The sequence below is a fragment of the Gemmata obscuriglobus genome (assembly GCF_008065095.1).
Lineage (GTDB): Bacteria > Planctomycetota > Planctomycetia > Gemmatales > Gemmataceae > Gemmata > Gemmata obscuriglobus.
The window spans coordinates 8,714,674-8,735,274 of record NZ_CP042911.1 but is presented as its reverse complement, the minus strand read 5'-3'; the positions used below and the strand labels follow the sequence as shown (position 1 = coordinate 8,735,274).

The following is a 20,601-nucleotide window of genomic DNA, read 5'->3' as shown; positions in this document are numbered from 1 at the left end:
CAAGAGCCAGACACCGAAAACCAAACACTAAACCCGACTCAGAGGGGGGCGACTTCATGCGAGCCACGTTCAGCCTGATCCGCCGCGAGTTCGCCGCGTACTTCACCGGGCCGGTGGGGTACGTGGCGCTGTTCGCGTTCCTTGTGCTGAACGGGCTCCTGTTCTGGCTGGTCGTGGGGTTGCTGACCGAGAAGGGGCCGCGCGGGGTTGAGTACCCGATGCAGGTGATGCTCGGGGGCGCCGAGAGCCCGCCCGGGGCGCTGGTAGCCGGGGTGCTGTTCTGGGGCCTGTTCCCGGCCGTCACCGGGATCATCACCTCGCGCCTGGTCGCCGAGGAGCGCGGGACCGGGACGATCGAAGCGCTGCTCACCGCGCCGATCCGCGACTGGCAGGTGATCCTCGCCAAGTTCGTCGCGTGCTTCGCGTTCTACCTCACGCTCTGGGCCACCACCCTCCTGTACGTCCCGGTCCTGGCGGACTGGACGGTCGAGTGGCAAGGCGCGGTCACCCCCTACGCCGTGGCGACGCTGGTGGGCGTGCTGCTCCTACTGGTCGCGAAGCTCGGGTTCTGGTTTGATCTGAACGGGTGGGCGGTGCTGCTGCTCGGGCTCCTGGGGTTGGTGCTGGCGGTCGGCGGGGGGTACCTGCACGCCACGCAGGACGAGCGGCACCTGGTTCACATCGCCGCGAACATCGACCCGCGGCCGGTCTTCACCTCGTACCTGGGGGTGGTGCTGGCGGGGGCGATGTTCCTGGCGCTCGGGCTGCTGGTGTCGAGCTGGGTGAAGAGCCAGCTCGTGGCGTGGATGCTGTCGCTCCTGCTGGGGCTGCTGTTCGTGCTGCCAGCGCTGGCGCGGTGGCAGTTCGAGCCGGGCACGCTCGGCTACTCGCTCGCGTACTACGTGGCCGTGCCGGAGCACTTCCGCCGCGACTTCACCCGCGGGGTGATCGACACCCGGCCGCTCGTGCTGTACGTCTCTGTGACGCTGGCGTGCCTGTACCTGACCGTGCGGTCGCTGGAAGCGCGGCGGCTGCGCTGAGCCTGGAACCCGGCCGTTGTGACAAGATCAACAGGATGGACAGGATTTAAATCGGAAGAACTCTGCTTCCTGTCGATCCTATCAGAAAATGTTCGGGACCGAGAACTGATCGTAGCTGAGGGCATCGATGGCAACCGATTCGCGTCAGCGCACGACCTGGGGCAGCCGGTTCCGGTTCGCGGTTCGCGCGCTGGGTTTGATGGGCCTGCTCGCGTGTACGGTCGGGGGCGTGCTGCTCGGCGCCGAGCAGCGCGAGCGCCTTAGCGAGTTCGCCGCGCCCGGCCGGCTCGAGGCCGTCGCCCAGGGGGCGGAGGGGGAGTTCCTCCGGGCGGCGACGCTCGCCGTGCTGGTGGGCGCCGGGCTCGCGGCCCTCACCCTAGTCCTGGAACTGCTGAGCGCGCTCCTGTTCGGCGGCTTCCGCCGCACCGCCGCCGGCACTAGCGCCACCCTGGGCACCGTCGCGGCGGTGGCGCTGCTCGCCTTCGTCAACGTCTACTCCTTCACGCACTACCGGCGGATCGACTGCACCCGCGACCAGCGGTTCACCCTGCCGGCCGAACTCCAGACCGAACTGGGCAAGCTCCGGCCGAACGCGCCGACCACGATCGTGGTGCTCCAGATGCACAACTTCGGCACCCTCGCGCCGAAGCGGGACTCGTACACGAAGGCCGCCGAGGAGAAGGTGACCGAGAAGGTGCGCGACCTCGTGGACCAGTTCCGCGAGTTCGGCCCGCAGTTCAACGTGGTGGTGCTCGACTCCGAGGCGTTCGGCTACGAGGACCAGGTCCGGCAGCTCACCAAGGACGCACCGGAGCTGAAGGGCGCCATCGACGACGCCCCCGAGAACAGCATCTTCTTCCACGCGAACGGGCGGGTGCAGCGGCTCTCGTTCAACGAGTTCATGCAGCTCGACAAGACCGCTAGCAAGGAAGCGCCGGGGGCCGAGAACCTGGTGCTGCTCCCGCAGGGTGTGGACACCTTCGCGCGGCGGGTGCTGACGGTGCAGGAGCGGCGCCCGAAGGTCGCGGTGTGCGTGGTCCACGAGTTCCTGTCCACCGCGGTGGCCGAGGGGACCGAGCAGTACACAGTCGCCGGGCTGAAGCGGGCGCTCACCGACAACGGGTTCGACGTGGTCGACGTGGTGCTGAAGAAGAACTGGGAGGACCCGACGAAAGAGATCGAGCCGGCGGCGTACACGCTCGACGAGAGCAAGCTGGAGCGGCTCGAAGCCGAGGCGGACTCGGCGCGCGACGCGGTGCAAGGCGCGAAGGACGACGTGAAGGTGCTGACCCAGCTCCGCGCCGCCCTCGACACCGTGCTCCGGCAGCCGGTCCGCGACCGGGTGGACTTCTACAACCAGCTCGGCCAGGGCGCCCGGGTGCGCGAGTGGACCGAGCTGATCGCCGCGTTCCGCCGGTGGACGGGCGGCCCGCAGATCACCGCCGAGAGCGAGGCCGAGTTGCAGGGCCTGGTGCGGTCCGGGCTGGCCGTGCAGCTCAAGCGGTCCGAGGAGCAGGTGCGCGAGGCCGAGGCCGAGCAGCGCGACGCCGAGGGCAAGGTGAAGGCGGCGCAGGCCGACGAGCGCACCGTCCAGGACCGGCGCATCGCCGACGTGAAGGCCAAGCTGACGCGGCTCGTGTCCGACGTGGACCTGCTCATCGTGCCGCGGCACACGCTGGTCAACGTGTCGATCCGCAACGGCGTGCCGCCGGCCATCCACCAGCTCGACAAGAAACAGGTCGAGGTGGTGAAGGAGTTCATGAAGGCCGGCAAGCCGGTGCTCGCGTGCATGGGGTCCCTGGCGTCCCGCACCGGCCCGCCCGCCGAGGGGGACGGGTTCGACCGGCTGCTCCGCGACCGCGGGGTCGAGCTGAAGCGCGACACGGTCCTCTTCGACGCCGAGCGGAAGGCGCTGGCGTCCGCCCGGGCCGGCGGCCAGATCGGCGGCGGCGGCCCCACCACCATCCCGCCGCTAGTGTTCGCCGAGAGCGCCCCCGCCGGATCGAGCGCCGCGCCGAACCCGATCGCCGCGGCGCTGCGGCACAGCGGGCGGACGGTGGAGCAGAAGCTGGACATCAAGCTGTTCTCCCCGCGCCCGGTGTACCTGGCCGACGGGTGGCAGGACCGGCTGAAGTTCGCCGGCGAGTTCGTGTTCACCGCGCCGGCCGGGTGGAACGAGGAGAAGCCGTTCCCGACCAGCGACCAGGCCGGGCGCGTCACCTACATCCCGCGGTACGACCCGACCCCGGCCGACGACCCGAAGCGCAACACCCGCGCCGAGGAGCGCAAGGGGTCGTTCCCGATCGGCGTAGCGGTCGAGAGCAAGATCCCCGCGGCGTGGGTGAACGAGAGCTACGAGCGCGAGCAGGGGGCCGCGGCGCTACTGACCCCGCTGGACGGCACGTTCGCCGCGGCGCTCTCGGTCGCTGCCGAGACGCTCGACCGGCCCACACAGCGGACGGTGGTGTTCGGCAGCGGGCACCTGTTCAGCGGGCCGCGCCTGGAGCCGCCGCAGGAGCGCCTGCTGCTGCACTCGGTGAACTGGCTCACCGGCCGCGAGGACCGGCTGCCGAAGGCCGACGTACCGGCGTGGAAGTACCCGCGGGTGGAGCTGTCGGAGCGCAACCGGGCGCTGTGGCGGTCCGGGGCGCTGATCGGGCTGCCGCTGATCGCCGCGTACGCGGGGCTGTTCGCGATGATGCGCCGCCGGACGCGGTAGCACGGGGTGAGCGGGGCGTAGGCCCTGCCTCACGCGGACGTTTGAACCGGGGGAACTCGGGGGGCTCACGCCCCCCGCTCGCCTTCTCGTTTTGGTGACGCGCCATGAATTGGAAGAGCACGCTCCTTCTGGTGACCCTCGCGGCCGGAGCCGGCGTGTGGCTGTTTAAGGGCGACGAGTGGTTCCCGAAGCTCGCGCCCCGGCCCGCGGCGCCCGATTCGGCCGCGCTCGCGTCGGTCGAAACCGACCTCACCCCCGAGACCATTACCCGCGTGGAAGTGCTCCCGGGGGGCGGTGAGCCGTTCGTCCTCGAAAAGGGACCGGCGGGCTGGTCCCAGCCCGGGAACTGGCCCCTGCGAGCCGCCGAAGCCAACGAGCTGGTCGCCACCCTCGCCAGCCTCCGGACCCGGTTCCGCCCCGTCCCACTCGCCGGCGACGCGGACGCGCCAGCGGCCTACGGTGTGGCCGCCGCGCAAAAGCCGGTCGTCGTGAAGGTGAAGGCGAACGGCACCGACTACACGCTCACGTTCGGCGAGCCGAAGCCCGGCGCGGGCGACACCGCGTTCACCAAACCGGCCTTCGTCCGCGTCAACGACGCCCCCGAGGTGCTCAAGCTCGGCCCGGACGTGATGCCGGTCCTGCGCCGCCCGGCCGAGGCGTACCGCCGCCGCCAACTGTTCGCGGACGTCGAGCGGGTGAAGCTCCCCGGCACGCCCCCACCCGCCGGGCCGGGTGCCCCGCCGGCCGAGAGCGCGCCGACGACCGTCTCGCTCCCGGGAGAGAGCATCGAAGAGGTCCGCGTCACCGGTAAGGGCGTCACCGCCTTCGGGCTCACGCCGTGGTTCCTCGACGGCCGGTTCGCACTGAAGCGCACCGGCCCGACCCCGCCCCCCGCCGCGGCCACGAAGGGCGCGGAGCCGGTGGTGCAGCCCGACCGCCTGGCCGACGCCTGGGAGCTGTCCGCCCCCGTCCGCGAGCGCGCGGAACCGGCGCGGCTCCAGCAGGTGCTGGCCGCGGTCCCGGAACTGTGGGTCGAGGACTTCGTGCCCACGGCGCAGGGGGCGCTGGCCGAGCACCCGTTCGCGATCGCGCAACTGCTGCCGGTGCCGGTGGAGCCGTTCCCGGGGCTCCTGGCACGGCTCCACCCGGAAACCGTGACCGACCCGCGCGAGGAGCTGAAGAAGTCGAAGGAGTCGGTCACCGTACGGCTCAAGAGCGGCACCGCCGTGACGGTGAAGTTCGGCGGCACCGCGAAGACCGTCGAGCGCGACGAGCAGATCACCATCCCGAACCCGATGGGCGGCCCGCCGCGCACCATCACGCAGAAGGTGCCGACCCCGTACCGGTACGCGCAGATCGAGGGTAATCCGCAGCTCTTCACCGTGGGCACCGATAAGCTCAACGGGTTGTTCGTGAAGGCGGGCGAGGTGGCGGACGCCCGCGTCGCGCGGTTTACCGAGAGTGACGTCCAGACGATTACCATTGCGCCCCCAGGAAAGGCCCCGCTGACGCTGATGCGCAAGAAGGGGTCACCGAAGGCGGCGAAGGACGAGGACCGCCAGGACCGCTGGCTCATCGACCAGCAGCCGAACCCGGTGCCCGCCGACCCGGCCCGCGTCGACGACCTGCTGGGCAAGCTCGCGGGGTTCCGCGGGGCCACGGACATCGATCTGTATAAGGCCGACCCGAAGGCCCGGGGGCTCGACCCGGCGTCCGCGACCCTGGTCACCGTCACCGCGCGCGAGAAGCGCCCCGAGGGCGAGCCCGAAGCGCCGGCGCGCGAGTACAAGCTGCTCATCGGCGCTCCGGATTTCGCGAAAGGCAAGTTCCCGGTACAACTCGCGGGCTGGCCGCGTGTCGCCCTGATCGACGACCGCGTGCCCGGCGCGTCGGACGCCGGCTGGCTGGTGCCGAAGCTGTTCCCGGAGCGCCTCTCCGCACAGTTCTCGCGCCCGGCGGTCGTGTACCGCGGTCGCAAGCTGCTTGACGCCACAGACGCCAAACTCGTGTCCGTGTCCACCGACGGGCCGAACGGGTTCGCCATCAAAAAGGAAAAGGCCGGCGAGCGCGACGTGTGGAAGCTCACGGCGCCGATCGCGTCCGACACCGACCCGGCGAACGTGGCCAACCTGCTGAACCAGCTCACCGGACTTCAGGCGGCGGAGTTCGTCGCGGAGAAGACCGCGAGCCCGGCCGGGTACGGGCTCGACAAGCCCAAGCTCACGGTCCAGTTCCGGTTCGACGACGAGCGGGCGTACAAGCTCGAGGTCGGCGGCCCGCGCCCGGGCAAGAAGGACGAGGTGTTCGCCCGGCTCGACGGCGGTGACGTGTTCGCGCTCGCGGTCGCGACCCGCGACGCGCTCGCGGCGGGGCCGGTCGGGCTGTTGCCGCTTCAGGTGTGGCTGGTGCCGCCCGACAAGGTGACCGCGGCCGAGATCGCCCGCCCCGACGCGCCCGCGGACTCGTTCGCGCTGACGAAGGACGGCACGAACTGGAAGCTGACCGGCCCGTTTACCGCCCCGGTGCCGTTCCTGAGCGCGCAGCCGATGCTGACCGGCGTCGGCGCACTGGCGGCGACGAAGTACGAGGCGCTGACCGCAGCGGACCCGGCGAAGTACGGGTTCGACAAGCCGCTCCTGAAGGTGAAGCTCACCTACACCGAAAAGGCGGGCGACGCGGACAAGAGCGTTACGAAGGCGGCCGTCATCGGCGGGACCGTCCCAAACGGCACGGACCGGTACGCGAAGCTCGACGAGCCGAACGCCCCGGTGTTCGTGGTCCCCGCCGCGTACCTCGCGAACGTGCAGGTTTCGCCGCTGGGCCTGCTCGACCGCAATCTACTGTTCCTCGACGCCGCGAAAATCACGAAGGTGCAGATCGACGGCGACAAGCCCGACAGCACCGTGACGCTGACGAAAGACGACAAGGGCAAATGGGCCGCCGCGGGCGCCGCGTTCACGGTGGACACGGTCGCCGCCGGGCAACTGGTGTCCCAACTGGCGCCGCTGCCGGTCGAGCGACTCGCGGGGTACGGCGACGCCGTGAAGTGGGCCGACTACGGCCTCGACAAACCTGCGGTCACGATCACCGTGACGCTCGGCACCGAGAAGCCCGAAACGCGCAAGCTCCAGATCGGCAAACCCGATCCGATCGGCGGGCGGTTCGTGCGCGTGGACGGCGGCAAGGCGGTCGGCGTGATCCCGCCCGCGGCGGTGCCGCAGCTCGTGCGCACCAAGCTCGAGTTCGCGGACCGGACGCTCCTCACGTTCGACCCCGCGACCCTGAACGGCCTCACGCGCACGAAGGGCAAAGAGCAACTCGAACTGGCCCCGGCGGCGAGCGGCACCGGGTGGGACGTGGTGAAGCCCGCGAAGCTCAAGGCGGACCAACCGCTGCTGGACGAGCTTGCCGACCAGCTCGGGCGGCTGCGGGCCGAAAAGGTCGCCGCGTTCGGCAAGAAGGCGGACGTGTTCAAGGAGTACGGGCTGGAGCCGCCGGAGGCGTCGGTCACGCTCACCGTGGGCGAGAAGGCCGAGCAGAAGGTGCTGCGCCTGGGCCGCCCGGTCGATGCGAAGAAGCCCGAACTCGGGCGCTACGCCGCGGTGGAAGGGGCCGGGGCCGACGCGACCGTCGGGGTGCTGCCCGCGGCGCTCGCGGGCAAGCTGCTGGCGCCGGCGGTGTCGTTCCGCGACCGCGCGATGGTCAAGTTCGTGGACGCGGACCTGCTCCGGCTCGAGCGCGGGCCGCGCAAGGTCACCTTCGCCAAGGTGAACGGCACCTGGAAGGTGACGGCGCCGGCGGCGGCCGACGCGGAGCAGGCGCCGCTCGACGACCTCGTCAACGAGCTGGCGAAGCTGCGGGCGGCCGACTGGGTGGCCGAGGCCGGCGCGGACCTCAAGCCCTTCGGCCTGGACAAGCCCGAGGCCACCTGGACCGTCACGAACGGGGACAAGGTCGAGGCGGTGCTGCACATCGGGACGGCCGCGCCCGACGGCCGCGTGTACGCCCGCGTCGGTAGCATGGGGCCGGTGGCGCTGCTGAGCCGGGACCAGACGGCGCGAGTGCTCGCCGAGTACCGCGTGCGGAAGCCTTGGACGCTCGACGCGTTCCAGGCGGAGAAGCTTGAGTTCACGCAGGCGGGCAAGACGTTCACCCTTCAGAAGGACGGGGCCGCGTGGACCGACCCGGCGGCGCCCAAAGACATCGTCAGCGCCCCGGCCGTTACCGAACTGCTCGGCGGGCTCACCGCGTTGCAGGTGGAACGGTACGCAGTGGACGAGAAAGCGGACCTGAAGCTGTTCGGGCTGGAGAAGCCGGAGGCGACGCTCACGGTCACCTTCAAGGACGGGAGCAAACGCGAACTAGCCGTCGGCGGCGTCGTGGGCGGGACGGGCGACAAGCAGCGCTATGCCCGCGTCGTCGACAAGGACCGAACGGACGTGTTCGTGCTGTCCGCGGCCGACACCGACCGGCTCACGCGCGCCCGGGGCGTGTACGTGCAGAAGAAGTAGCCGGGTGTAATCTGTATCCTGTAGGTGGGACGAGGACGTGCGACCGGTGGGCCGGCGCGATGCCTCGCCCCACCATACAGGAGACCGCAATGGCGCAAGTACCCCCGATGCCCGCCGTCGACGCCACCGAGTGGGTCAAGCAGGATAACGGGCTTGAGATTTGGGACGCCACGGTGGGCGAGGGCGACGAGGTGAAGCCCGGCGCCAAGGTTACGGTCCACTACACCGGGTGGCTGACCAACGGCAAGATGTTCGACAGCAGCGTGTCCCGCGGACAGACCATCTCGTTCTCGCTGAACCAAGTCATCAAGGGCTGGCAGGTGGGCATCCCCGGGATGAAGCCGGGCGGGGTGCGCCGGCTCAAGATCCCCTCGGACCTCGGCTACGGCGCGGCCGGCGCCGGGCGCGATATCCCGCCCAACGCGACGCTCATTTTCGAGGTGGAACTGATCTCGTCGAAGTGACCCGGCGGGCGTTGGTTCCCGTCCCTCGGTCACAGCCCGTTTTATGGTTCGGGTCTGGAGTGTGCCGCTCGCTCAGCGGGCGGTGCTCCGGGCCGCAAATCTGGGCCTGCCAATCGCAGCGCGCCCGCCCCACGTCATCAGCGGTGTAACCGCGTCGACTGCTGGCAACAAGGTTCGTCTCGCGGCGCCCGGCCGGGTTGGGGTACCATCCCGGCCCGAAGCGTGTTCGTGGAGTCGCGCCGATGTCGCGTATCGCTTGCGTGCTGCTCCTGGTTTTCTGCTCCGCGCCCGCTCACGGGAGCGAACGGCTCCCCGGGGCGCCCGTGCGGCTCGGCGACGATCGGTTCCGCGCGGGCGGAAGCGTCTCGCACCTCGCGCTCGCGCCCGACGGCAAGCGGTACGCCACCGCGCACACGGCAGCACCCGACCGAATTGTGGTGACGGTGTGGGACGCGGACACGGGCCGTCGGGTTCACGAGCACCTCGTGAGCGCCAAGTTGTTCAAGGGGCTTGTGTGGGGCACCCGCGGGGCGTTCGCGGTTACGGGCCGCGCCGAACCCGGGACCAGCGGCCAACCGGGCGCGGAATTTCCGGACGACTTTTGTGTGTGGGACATCACCGACCCGACCGGCGCGCCGCCGTTCGTGGAGTTGCCGCAGTTCGTTGAGCGCGTTTCCGGCGCGATTGACGGCTCGGGGCCGCCCCCACGGGCCGCGTACACCGACTTCCGACTCAGCACCGACGGCTCGCGGCTCGCGGCCCGGTGGGTGTCCGCGGACGAGAAGCACGCGGTTCGGGTGTTCGACCTGAAACCGGCGGGGACCGCCGCGAAGCTCACCCGCGTCGCGAACATCGACCTCGGTGCCGAAGGCGCCGACGGTTTCAGCTTCTCGGCCGACGGCCGAACCCTGCTCACGGTTCGCAAGCTGAACGACCCCGAGCGCGGCGCCCGAGAGGCCGTTGTGACGGCGTGGCCCGTCGATAGCGGTAAGCCGAAACGACCTGTGCGCGTGCCGGACGGCGCGCGGCTCATGTACGCGCCGGACGCCCGGTCGCTCGCCGTGTTCACCGCGGGCGACCGGGAGTGGGGCTTCGATGTGATTCCGATCGTCGAGCCGTACAAGTCTCCGCCCCGCACGCGGCAGCGGCTCCGCTGGCCGTTGCCGCACCCCGAAACCGAGGCGCACGACGGCGGCGGGTTCGCGTTCTTCCCGTCGGGCGACATTCTGGCCGTTGCGACCGGGCGCGGCACCCTGGTGCTCGACACCTCGCGCGGGAAGGAACTGGCGCGGCTCGAAGGGCACGCGGACACGTGCGGCGCGGTCGCCGTATCGGCTGACGGCACCCGCATCGCGACCGCCGACGGGTTCGGTCTCGTGCGCCTGTGGGACGCCAAAACGTTCCGCTCGCTGCACGAGGCGCCGGGACACCGCGCTCCAGTCACGCACGCCGAACTGTCGCCCGATGGCAAGCGCCTGCTGACCTGGGCCGAAGACGAAACGGTGCGGTTCTGGGACCTCGCAACCGGTCAGGAGCTGCGTGCGTTCGCAGGCGCTCCGGGATTAGGGGGGACGCGCTCCCGTGACTCACGCCCGACGTTCGCGCCCGACGGAACCGCCATTCTGTTCAGCACCAAGGACCGGCTCGTCGGGCGCGATTTACAAACCGGGCTCGAGATCCCGCTGCCGGGCGATCTGGCGAACTCGAAGCCGCGGAATGTGGTGTTCGCTCCCGACGGCAGGTCCGTGTTGACGTGGGCGGACGCGGACCCGTCGGTCGCGGTGTACGACTGGCCCGGCGGGAAAAAGCGGTTCGACGTTTCCCCCGACGGGCCGGTGCGCCCGGCACACTTTTCTCCCGACGGCGCCGCCGTGTTCGCCGACGTGCGCCGAGCCCGGCGCTGGGACGCGCGAACCGGTAAGGAACTGGCACCGGCCCGGCCCGACGACCGCTCCGATGCCTCGTATCCGCTCGTCGCACTGCGCCCGAACCCGCTGTGGCTTGTTCAAGACCTGCGTGACGAAACGCCGTGCGTCGTCGCGAGCGGGACACACACACCGGTTCCGTACATCCGACTCGGCCGGGCGCGCGGCGACACGCCCACGTTCGCAGAGTCGCGGGTTGCCGTTTCCCCGACCGGCGGCCTTCTCGCCGTCGAAAGTGACGGCCCCGCGCGCGCGGTTCTGCTCGAAGCCGCGACCCAGACGGTCCGGCGCGAGTTGCGCGGGCACCGCGGGGCGGTGCGCGTCCTGGGGTTCACGCCGGACGGTACGAAGCTACTCACCGCGGGCGGCGATCACACGGTTCTGGTGTGGGACGTGCGGCTTCAATCCGTGCCGCTTCCGGACGTGGTGAAACGGGAAACGAACGCGGCCAAGCTCTGGGAGGCGCTCGCGACCGGTCCGGCCGGGGACGCGTACCTCGCGATGTCGCGACTCAGCCGTGAGCCCGACGCGGCGGTGAAGATGGCCCGGCTGCGGCTCAAGCCGGCCGTGACGAACCGCACCGAGGCCGAAGCGAGCCGAGTCGCAGACGCGCGAGCGGTCGAACTCCTCGCGGCGCTGGGGACGAGCCCGGCCCGCGAGCTGCTGGAGGAACTGGCGGGCGGAGCGGCGACGGCGTTCCGCACCCAAGAGGCCCGCCGCGCGCTGGAACGTAACACGCGGTAACGAGCCGTTGGCCCGGTCTTCCGGAGTGGTGATGCCGCGAAGTAGAATCGCGCAAACCGCTGACCGGGAGATCGTGATGAGTTCTGCGAAGCTGGGGCTAAAGGCGGCCGCGCTTGTCGGCGCCGTGTTGTGTGTTGGTGCGTTCGTGGCGTACCGCGCTGGGGCGTTCTCCGCCGCGCCGAGTCCCCACACTACGTCACCCCACTCTCAATCGAGTGATGTGCCCGGATCCGGATCCGGATCCGGATCCGATCCGTCCGCCACGCCCCCGACCTTTTTAGGTGGCTCGAAGTCGATCGTGATCATTGATCCGCCGGGAGCGGTGTTGTCCGGAACTCCTGCCACGCCACCTGCGCCCAAGCCGTGATCGTGCCGAGCGGCCGCGTGGTTTCCACCCGAACGACTCACTTTTTGCGGGGCGGGCATGGGCCTCATCTCCCTTTTACTTGCAACCGGCGCCAGCCTGTTGGGGCTCGCTGCTGTACTGCGCCCGTTAGAGATGCTGTTCCCCGCGAAGCCGGGACAGAAGCTCTTTCGCCCCGGTTGGGCACTCGACCTGTCATTCTTTCTGGGCCAGTACCTGCTCTGGAACGGGCTGGTGTTCTGGTGCTTGTGGCACACCCGTGGTGCAATCGGCCGATTGGTCCCGCCCGAGTTTGCGCAAGCCGTGGCGGGGCAGCCGTTCGGGCTCCAAGTACTGGAGGTGGTGCTTCTGAGTGACTTTTGCGTGTACTGGGGGCACCGGTTCCAGCACCGATGGAGCTTCTTGTGGCGGTTTCATGCGGTGCATCACAGCGCCGAACACCTCGACTGGCTGGCCGCTCACCGCGAGCACCCGCTGGACACGGTGTACACGATGACGCTCATTAATCTACCCGCATTCGTACTCGGCTTCCCATTAGAGGCGCTGGCTGGGTTCATTGCGTTTCGTGGGGTGTGGGCGATCTACATCCACTCGAACGTGCGGCTCCCGCTCGGCCCGTTGCGCCCGCTGCTCGGGGCGCCGGAACTGCATCACTGGCACCACGCCCGCGATCGCGACGCCGGGAACTACGGGAACGTGTGCCCGCTCATGGACGTGCTGTTCGGCACCTACGTGTGCCCGGATCGCGAGCCAGAGGCGTTCGGTATCAATCAGCCCGTCCCATCGACGTGGCTCGGTCACATGACTCGTCCGCTGCTCCCGCGCGGTACGGGAGCGGCGGACGAAGAACAACGAGTTGTGACGAACGCTGGTGAAAAGGCCGAAGTGGCGTGACAACGCGAGAGGAACACCTTACCGCTGCAACTCGCGCTCGACGCGATCAACCAGCTCCTTCGCCGGCCAGTCGCGGTCGCCGATGGCGATGCTCTCGCCCTTGTCCAGCCAGCCCCGCACCTTCTTTTCCGCCGCGACCGCCGTGCTGTGGGTCTTCGCGCCGAAGTGCTTGCTCACCTCGCCGTAGGTGGCCGCGGTGTGTTTCCGGCTCAGGTAGATCGCGACCATACGCGGGTGGCTCACCGCCCACGTCCGGGCCTTCGACTGGAGCGTGCCCGCCGAGAGCCGGAGCGTCGCACACACGGCGGCGTCCACGTCCGCGACTGTTACCGTCCGCACCGCGTGACGCAACAGGTCGCCGAGGGCTTCACGCGCGGTCGCAAGGTCCACGGGCCGGCCGGTCACCTTCGCGTAGTGCCGGACGCTGTTGATGGCGCCTTCCAGCTCGCGGACGTTGCCGCGGAGCGTGTTGGCGAGCGTCTTCAGAACGTTCTCCGGGATCGGCGGGTTGGCCCCGCACGATTTCTTGCGGAGGATCTCCAGCCGCGTCTCCGGGTCCGGCGGCTGGAGCCCCCACACCGCGCCGCCGAGCAACCGGTCGAGCAGCTCGGGCATCAGTTCGTCGGCCAGGCGCGGGTGACAGTCAGTTGTCACCACCACCTGCCGCCCGTCCGCGATCAGCGCGTCGAACGTGTGCAGGAACTCTTCCTGCGTGGCCTTCTTGGTCGCTAGGAAGTGCAGGTCGTCCAGCAGCAGCACGCTGCACTCGCGGAACTGGCGCCGGAACTGGGACATCTTCCCCAGCCGCGACGCCTGCACGAACTTGGTCGTGAACTCCTCGGCGGTGACGTAGCACGGGCGTTGGTCGCTCTGGCGCTTCAGCCCGGCGTAGACGCCTTCGAGCAGGTGGGTCTTCCCGGTCCCGACCGGCCCGTGAATCACCAGCGGGTTCGCGCCCTGCCCGGGCTCCTCCACCGCGCTCAGCGCCGACGCGTGGGCGACGCGGTTGCACGGCCCCGAAACGAAATCCGCGAGGGACTTCCACCGCCGGCCGGTGCGCTGGGCGGCCAGCGGCCGGGCGAGCGCTTCGGCTTCCGGGTCCGCCCGCTTCACCTTCGGCTTGGGCGGCGGCACCGGGTCGCCGAACAGGTCCAGTTGCTGCCGCGGTTGCGGCGCGGCCGGCTGTTCGCCTCGCGCCGCAGCACGTTCCGAAGGAGCCGCGGTTGCAGTACGAACCGCCGGCGCGTCTTCGGTGGCGCGGGAGTTCAGCAGGTCGTCCACCACCCACTGCACCGGGACGCCGTCGCCGCACAGGTCCGTTACCGCGGCCCGCACCGCGGCGCCGAAGGTGTGTTCGAGCCACTCCTGGGTGTGGCGGTTCCGGGCCGCCACCACGACGCGCCCGCCGAGCGGGACGAACGTCGTGTGGCCCTGGAACCAGAGCGCGAACCGGGCTGCCCCGACCTTGGCGGAGACGGCGTCGGTCAGTGCGGCAGCGGACGGGACACGGGGCTCGGGCTGTTCGTGTGGCATGCGGTCGCGTGTGGCAAGTCGGGGTGGCACGGTGAACTCCCCGGTGCGGTGCGTGAGTCCTTTCAATATCTGCGCCGCGAGTGGTGCGCCTACGGGCCAGAAGGTCAGTTGTCGCGCGCGCATCGCAACGGACCTTGGCGCGGCCCGCAGAGTCACGCGCGCCGGGTGCGGGCGCCGTAACCGCGCCAGAAGGCGCAACGTAGCGCCGTTGGGCGCGCGCGCAAAAGTCGCTTGGACAGAATGGGGCTTGAGGGAAATCGGACTGAAGTTAGCCGGGCCACGTTGCCAGCCAGACGCCCCGGCGCTCGTACTCGGCGAACCCGAGCCGCGTGTAGAGGCGCACCGCGGGCGTGTTGCGCATGTCGACCGATAGGCTCAGCGCACCGCCCCCGGCGTCGGACAGCGCGCCGAGCGCGAACGCGAGCGCCGCACCACCGATCCCGTGTCCGCGGGCCTCCGGGACGATTCCGAGGTATGACAGCTCCGCGTCCGGCCCCCCGGAGCCGGTATCGAAAGTGTCGAGTAACAACACCCCGACGCACCGGCCAGCGTGGGACACGAGGTGGCACCCGCGGTTCGGGGCGACCTCGAACCCCGCGACGATCTCGTCCGCCGTGCGGGGCGCGTTGAGTTCCGGGCAGTCGAGCGTGGCTCGATGTGTCGCAAGCAGCACTTCGCGCACTTGCGCTGAGAGCGGTGAGCCGGAGAGCGGAACCGGTTCGCACGACACCTCCGGTCGGGCCTTACTCTGCATTACGCCGGCGATCTCACGGCGCAAGAACGCGAGTTGAGTGGTGTACCGGAACCCGACCCGTTCGAGTGACCCCATCAGGTGGAGTTCGTCCGCGAGCGCGAACGCCTGACACACCTTAACGCCGCAGGCTCTCAGCCACACGCACGCCGCATTCGCAACCGCGTCTTCCGCTTCGGGCGAGTCGCCGCGGGGCGGGCACGACACCCCGATCGCGCCGGGGAGCGTTTGGGCCAGCGCGGCGGCGCACACGCGGCCACCGGCCCGAGCAACGAATACGTTAGATGAAGCCCCGGCGGAAAGGAGCCGATCGCGAACGCCTTCCGAATTCGGTGAATTGAAGAGAAGCCGGCACGCCGTGAGCAGTTCGTGAGGGGCGGCCGGAGAAACGTCGAGGCGAGGCATGTTGAAAATCCGGCACGCGGCACAATCGATCTCAGTGGCCCAATCAATTCGGCCGATACAACGATGACATCGTACCCACGGACGGGCTCATCGCATGGTCGTGCCAACTCCTACGGCTGTTCCTGTGGACAACGACGTTCGCGTCATCACCGAGCCTTCGGTTTACGTCCTGGGCCGGCAAACGGTCGATCAGGCCGAACTCGATCGATTTTTGGTCGATCACGGTGTGAGCTGGGAGAGTGACAGCGAGATCGCTGGCGAGGTGCTCACGGAAACGGCGGGACGCGTCTGTTATATGTCGTTCGCGAAGCCGCGACCGGGCGGCAACAGCGCGTACCTGACCCACATCAAGGAAGTGGGGCACGGGAGCGTGCTGGAGCACGCGGTGTGGAACCTGCTCCTCACTGGGGTGTCGCGGTCCCTCACGCACGAGCTGGTGCGGCACCGCGCCGGGTTCGGCTTCAGCCAGCTCTCGCAGCGGTACGTGGACGAGTCGGTGGCCGAGTACGTGGAGCCCGACATCATCGCCCGCGACCCCGAGTTGCACGCGATCTGGCTCGAATCGGTGCAGCAGTCGCACGCGGCGTACATGAAGCTCGCCGACGCGCTCAACGCGAAGCTCGGCGACCCGGCCGCCGCTGCGGCGGCGATGCTCCCGCCGAACCCGGACCGCACCACCCGCCGCAAGGCCGCGCGTCAGGCCGCGCGGAGCGTGCTGCCGAACGCCACCGAGACCAAGATCTTCATCACCGCGAACGCCCGCGCGCTGCGGCACTTTTTGGAGATGCGCGGATCGAGCCACGCCGAGCCGGAGATCCGCAAGCTCTCGTGCGCGATCCTGGATGTGCTCCAGAAAGACGCCCCTAATCTCTTCGGCGATTACCAGAAGGTGCCCCTTCCCGACGGCACGTTCGAGTTGGCGACGCAGTTCAAGAAGGTGTGACTCGCGCCGCGCCGGAATCCGAAAACGATCAGGGATTCCGTTCGCGGCGGGGTGGCCCCTCACTTACAATCTCGCCTCGTGCCCTCCCTCCTCTGCACGAGGTTTCTGTAATGTCCCGCCTGCTCCTTTTCGCCGCGCTCGCGGCCTTTCTTGGGTTCACTCCCGACGCTCCTGTAACGCGCGCCGCCGAGCCCAAACCCGTGGCCGCTGCGGCCGACGGGAATGACTTCTTCTTCAAGCCGAACGACCGCATCGTGTTCCTCGGGGACAGCATCACCGCCCAGTACCAGTACTCGACGTACATCGAGTTGTACCTCACCACCCGGATGCCCAAGGGCAACTTCACGTTCATCAACGCGGGCATCGGCGGCGACACCGCCAACGGCGGCGCCGCGCGGTTCCAGAGCCAGGTGCTCGCCGAGAAGCCGACCGCCATCACGATCAACTTCGGGATGAACGACGGCGGGTACGGCGGGTTCAACCCGGACGCGTGCAAGCGGTTCGCCGAACGCACCTCCGCCATGCTCGACATGGCGACCAAGGCCGGGGCGCGGGTCGCGCTGCTCTCGCCCAACGCCGTGGACCGCCGCAACAAGAGCAACGGCAAGCAGTACGTCGAGACGCAGAAGCAGTTTTACGCCCCGCTCAAGGAACTCGCCGCGAAGCACAAGGTGAGCTTCGTGGACCAGTACGCGATCACCCGCGCCGCGACCGACAAGATGGAAATCGATGACCCGACGGCGAAGAAGGCGGTGCCGTACTACGACGGGTTCCACACCTCGCCCCCGGGCGGGCTGCTGATGGCCCACGCCATCCTCACCGGGCTGAACGCGCCGGCGCTCGTTAGCGATGTGGCGGTGGACGCGAGCGCCGGCAAGGCCGACGCCAAAAGCTGCAAGGTCGGCGACGTGAGCGTGCTCCCTAACACTGCCGGCGTGAGCTTCACCCGCACTGACGAAGCGCTGCCGCTGCCGATCCAGAAGGACTGGCTGCCGATGCTGCCGTACACGAACGAACTCAAGGACCTGAACTACTACGGTCTCACCGTGAAGGGCCTCAAGGACGGCAGCTACGTCGTTTCCGTCGATGGCGCCGCAGTCGGCACGTACTCGGCGAAAGATCTGGCCGCGGGTGTGAACGTCGGGAACGTGACCGCCGGCCCGGTGTGGGAGCAGGCCAACAAGGTGCTCCAGGCGATCAACGCGAAGAACCAACTCGTTGCGCAACGCTTCTTTGACGTGGTCATGTTCCAGTTCCCGAATAAAGAGTGGCTCAAGGACGTGGCCGAAACGGTTACCGCACGAAGGACCTTTGAACTCGCGAAGCGCATGGAGAAGATCGACGCCGCGCAGAAGGACATCTACAAGCTGGCGGCGCCCGTCACGCGTAAGTGGGAAGTGAAGCCGGCGCAGTGATGCCTCGGCGCGTGCCGCGCCGAACCCTACCGACACTGCGTCCCCGTTCGTGACGGGTTACAACTCAGACCCGCCGAGGCGTTTCGCGCGAACCGCGCGGCGCCGCGGCGGGTCTGTGATTTGCGCACCCACACATTGAGGACGCAATGGTGAACCGGCTCTCCGTTCGGAACGAGTACGGCTTCCAGTGGATGATCACCGGCCCGAACAAGTATCAGGTGTGCGGCCGCACCGCCGAAACGCTCCCGCCGGGCGCGTACACCGTTCACCTCGACAACTGCGGCCACCCGAACTACGTGGGCCGCGACCTGCAAGCCGACGAGTTAATCCACTTCACCGACAGCTTGCCCGCCAAGGTTCAAAACGAGATCAAGAAGTTTTGGCAGACGGGCGACCGGTTCCGGCGGTACGGCTACTTGCACCGCCGCGGGTACCTGCTGTACGGCAAACAGGGGTGCGGCAAGTCGTCGCTCGTGAACCAGATCATCGGCGACATCGTCGCGGACGGGCACCTCGCGTTCTACTGCCAAGTGCCGTACCACTTCATCCACTGCTTGCAGAAGTTCCGCGAGGTCGAGCCGGAGCGGCCCATCGTCTGCGTCTTCGAGGACATCGACGCCATCATCGCCGACCACGGCGATTCGGAGCTGCTCCAGTGGCTCGACGGCAACCATCAGGTTGATAAGGTCGTGAACATCGCGACCACGAACTACCCCGAGAAGCTCGACCGGCGCATCATCTCGCGCCCGCGGCGGTTCGACCGGGTCCTGCGCATCGAGGCGCCGGACGCCCGGATGCGGGAGGCGTACCTCGCCCGCAAGGTGCCCGAACTCACGGCCGCGGAACTGGCCCGGTGGGTGGAGGTGACGGCGGACCTGCCGTTCGCCGCGCTGGCGGAGGTGGTGATCAGCGTGTGCTGCATGGGCAACGATTTGGAGGAGAGCGCGAAGCTGCTCCGCTCGCTCGACGACCACAACCCGTCGAGCGCGGAGTTCGCGAACACCCCTCCGGCCGACGGCGCGGCGGCCTCGCTCTCGTCTTGATTCTCTGGAGCGCGGGCCTGCGGCCCGCTCTTGCGATCGTGTTCGTGTCGCTTCGAGGTGACGCGAGAGCAGAAGCGGGCCGCCGGCGTCACTTGCGAATGGCCCCGCTGGCCCACTCGATCTCGATGTGGACGTTGTTGAAGTCCGGGTCGTCGAGGCTGCCGCGGCGGTGGCACACGCCGCCCGCGGGGAGGGACGGCATCTTGACCTTCTCGCCGTCGCCGACCACCCCGCCCCACGCCTGGTAGACCGTGAACCGCTCGATCATCTCCGTGACGACTTCCATGTGCTCCGGCCCGACGTTGTGAACGCTGAGGTCCGGGCGCCCGTACTGGCGCATACCGCGCGTGTGGACCCACGTCAGGTCCGGGTCCTCCTCTTCCGAGAGCAGGATCACGGTGTGCGCCAGCGGTTGCGGCTCGGTCGGGGAGAAGACCTCGTCCCGCCACTCGTCCGCGGACCACAACCAGAGCCGCTGCGGGTCGTAAACCGCCAGCCCGCCGCAGTCGAGCAGCCACGTCAGCACGCCGATGGCGTCGCGGAAGTAGTCGAGCGAGTTCGGGTCGGTCACCTCGGCGCGGACCGCGACCGCTTGCGGCGCGTTCAGCGCCGCGGACGCCGTCACCGGCGAGTCGCGGGCGAGTTCGGCCCACAGCGTTCCGGACTGGTAGTCCGCGAACACTTCGGGCGCCTTGGTGCGCTCGAAGTGGGTCACCTCGAGCCAGTCGGCCGGCCCGCGCGAGCGGTACTTCGACACGCCGAACGGCTTGGTGAGATCGAAGTCCCCGAACACCACGAAGAACAGCAGCGCGTCCCCGCCACCGGGGACGAAATCGGGGCGCGGCCACGGGGAGAGTTGGGTCGGCATCGGTGCGGCTCCGCTATTTCAGTTCGCGTAGCTGTTGTACACCGGTTGCGGTGACGAGTCCCACGCACACCGGGACCGGACGGCCCGACGCCTTCAAAACCGGCCTGATCGCCGCCCCGGTGAGGTCGTCCGCGTCGGTGAGCCACACGACCACATCGGGGCGCAGGTCGAGGGCGGCCCGCAGGGCGATGAGGTGCTTGCTGCTTCCGCGCGGCTCGGCACGGTCGAGCCGCGCGGAAGCCGCCTGGATGTTCTCCGGGGTCGCGAGAACCGTCCCGCCTGAAACGAGTGCGCGGGGCGTGCTGTCGTATGCGATCACCTGAAACCGGACGGTCGCGGGTTGCCGCGCGAGCGTCGCCAGTAGCGCCGACCGCGCGGCGGCGGACTTCCCGGCGGCTCCCATGCTGCCGGAGCAATCGATCAGGTACACCACGGTTTGGGCGGGCTTGAACGCGCCGTGTAGCACACGGCCGGTACTAACCGGAGCGGCCGCCGCGATCGCCCCGGCGGGCTTTACATTCGGGTCGGGGACGGCACCGACGGTCGGCCCGGCTGGCGGTTTGCGGATCAGCGCAACCAGTTCCGGCGGGAGCGTGTGCGGAACCGCGGGCGTGAAGGGGCCGGCGGGACCGGCAACCGGTGGCGGTTCGGGGGCAGTTTCGGGCAGCTTGGCGGCGGGCGGCTTGGCGGCGGGCGCGGCCGGCGTGGGAGTTGGAGGGTCGGGCCGCACTTCGACCTCACCGATGGTTTCGGCGAGGTGCATTTGAACGTATGACGCGCGGGTGTCGATGGGCGGCGGCTTGGGCGGCTCGACCTCGCGCGTGCGCACCAGCACGATCAGCCCGGAAGCGGCAACCGCGTGCAGCGTGACGGACGCCCACACGGCCCGGCGAAGTGCGGTACGGGTGGTGCGTGCGGACGCTCTCATACCGCGCGACATACCCGCATGACTCTAGCCACGCAAGACCACGGCGAGAAATAT

General features: G+C 69.2%; 13 protein-coding genes. 9 read left to right on the top strand and 4 right to left on the bottom strand.

The features are described 5' to 3' along the window. The first annotated feature begins 56 nt into the window (after window positions 1–56). The 6 genes from GobsT_RS36190 to GobsT_RS36165 all read left to right on the top strand — a co-directional run bounded on the left by GobsT_RS36190 (window position 57) and on the right by GobsT_RS36165 (window position 12,661). Complete coding sequence (locus tag GobsT_RS36190) at window positions 57–1,040, top strand: ABC transporter permease (RefSeq protein WP_010035483.1); 984 nt, start codon at window positions 57–59, stop codon at window positions 1,038–1,040. Window positions 1,041–1,167: 127 nt separating this feature from the next. Beyond that, complete coding sequence (locus GobsT_RS36185; RefSeq protein WP_010035493.1) at window positions 1,168–3,759, top strand: type 1 glutamine amidotransferase family protein; 2,592 nt, start codon at window positions 1,168–1,170, stop codon at window positions 3,757–3,759. A 104-nt stretch (window positions 3,760–3,863) separates the two neighbouring features. Then, entirely contained in the window at window positions 3,864–8,270 is a 4,407-nt protein-coding gene (locus tag GobsT_RS36180) for a DUF4340 domain-containing protein (protein WP_010035593.1), read from the top strand. A gap of 89 nt (window positions 8,271–8,359) precedes the next feature. Next, complete coding sequence (locus tag GobsT_RS36175) at window positions 8,360–8,734, top strand: FKBP-type peptidyl-prolyl cis-trans isomerase (RefSeq protein WP_010035596.1); 375 nt, start codon at window positions 8,360–8,362, stop codon at window positions 8,732–8,734. A gap of 242 nt (window positions 8,735–8,976) precedes the next feature. Beyond that, window positions 8,977–11,403 carry a WD40 repeat domain-containing protein gene (locus tag GobsT_RS36170; RefSeq protein ID WP_010035599.1) on the top strand — a complete coding sequence of 809 codons (2,427 nt, stop codon included), beginning with the start codon at window positions 8,977–8,979 and terminating at the stop codon, window positions 11,401–11,403. Window positions 11,404–11,827: 424 nt separating this feature from the next. Further along, a complete protein-coding gene (locus GobsT_RS36165) occupies window positions 11,828–12,661 on the top strand; it encodes a sterol desaturase family protein (RefSeq protein WP_029600697.1) in 834 nt (277 codons plus the stop codon). A gap of 18 nt (window positions 12,662–12,679) precedes the next feature. Here the strand turns inward: GobsT_RS36165 and GobsT_RS36160 are convergent, their stop codons facing one another. Both GobsT_RS36160 and GobsT_RS36155 read right to left on the bottom strand, forming a co-directional pair. Next, on the bottom strand, window positions 12,680–14,224 hold the full coding sequence (locus GobsT_RS36160) for a chromosomal replication initiator protein DnaA (protein WP_162097344.1): 1,545 nt from the start codon (window positions 14,222–14,224) through the stop codon (window positions 12,680–12,682). Window positions 14,225–14,462: 238 nt separating this feature from the next. Next, window positions 14,463–15,197: a GNAT family N-acetyltransferase gene (locus GobsT_RS36155; RefSeq protein WP_010035614.1), complete on the bottom strand. Its 735-nt coding sequence runs from the start codon at window positions 15,195–15,197 to the stop codon at window positions 14,463–14,465. A 247-nt stretch (window positions 15,198–15,444) separates the two neighbouring features. On the opposite strand from GobsT_RS36155, the gene thyX reads away from it, so the two are divergent. The 3 genes from thyX (at window position 15,445) to GobsT_RS36140 (ending at window position 18,751) form a co-directional block, all read left to right on the top strand. Continuing rightward, on the top strand, window positions 15,445–16,293 hold the full coding sequence (gene thyX / locus GobsT_RS36150) for an FAD-dependent thymidylate synthase (protein WP_174263820.1): 849 nt from the start codon (window positions 15,445–15,447) through the stop codon (window positions 16,291–16,293). 110 nt (window positions 16,294–16,403) lie between these two features. After that, the gene (locus tag GobsT_RS36145) at window positions 16,404–17,708 is read left to right on the top strand and encodes an SGNH/GDSL hydrolase family protein (RefSeq protein WP_010035617.1); all 1,305 of its coding nucleotides are present in this window, start codon (window positions 16,404–16,406) and stop codon (window positions 17,706–17,708) included. Between the two features lie 146 nt (window positions 17,709–17,854). Then, window positions 17,855–18,751, top strand: a complete 897-nt coding sequence (locus GobsT_RS36140; protein ID WP_010035618.1) for an AAA family ATPase — start codon at window positions 17,855–17,857, stop codon at window positions 18,749–18,751. A gap of 88 nt (window positions 18,752–18,839) precedes the next feature. Here the strand turns inward: GobsT_RS36140 and GobsT_RS36135 are convergent, their stop codons facing one another. Together GobsT_RS36135 and GobsT_RS36130 are read right to left on the bottom strand one after the other, a co-directional pair. Next, on the bottom strand, window positions 18,840–19,619 hold the full coding sequence (locus tag GobsT_RS36135) for a hypothetical protein (RefSeq protein WP_010035619.1): 780 nt from the start codon (window positions 19,617–19,619) through the stop codon (window positions 18,840–18,842). 13 nt (window positions 19,620–19,632) lie between these two features. Further along, window positions 19,633–20,547, bottom strand: a complete 915-nt coding sequence (locus GobsT_RS36130) for a VWA domain-containing protein (RefSeq protein ID WP_157506560.1) — start codon at window positions 20,545–20,547, stop codon at window positions 19,633–19,635. Window positions 20,548–20,601 lie beyond the last annotated feature (54 nt).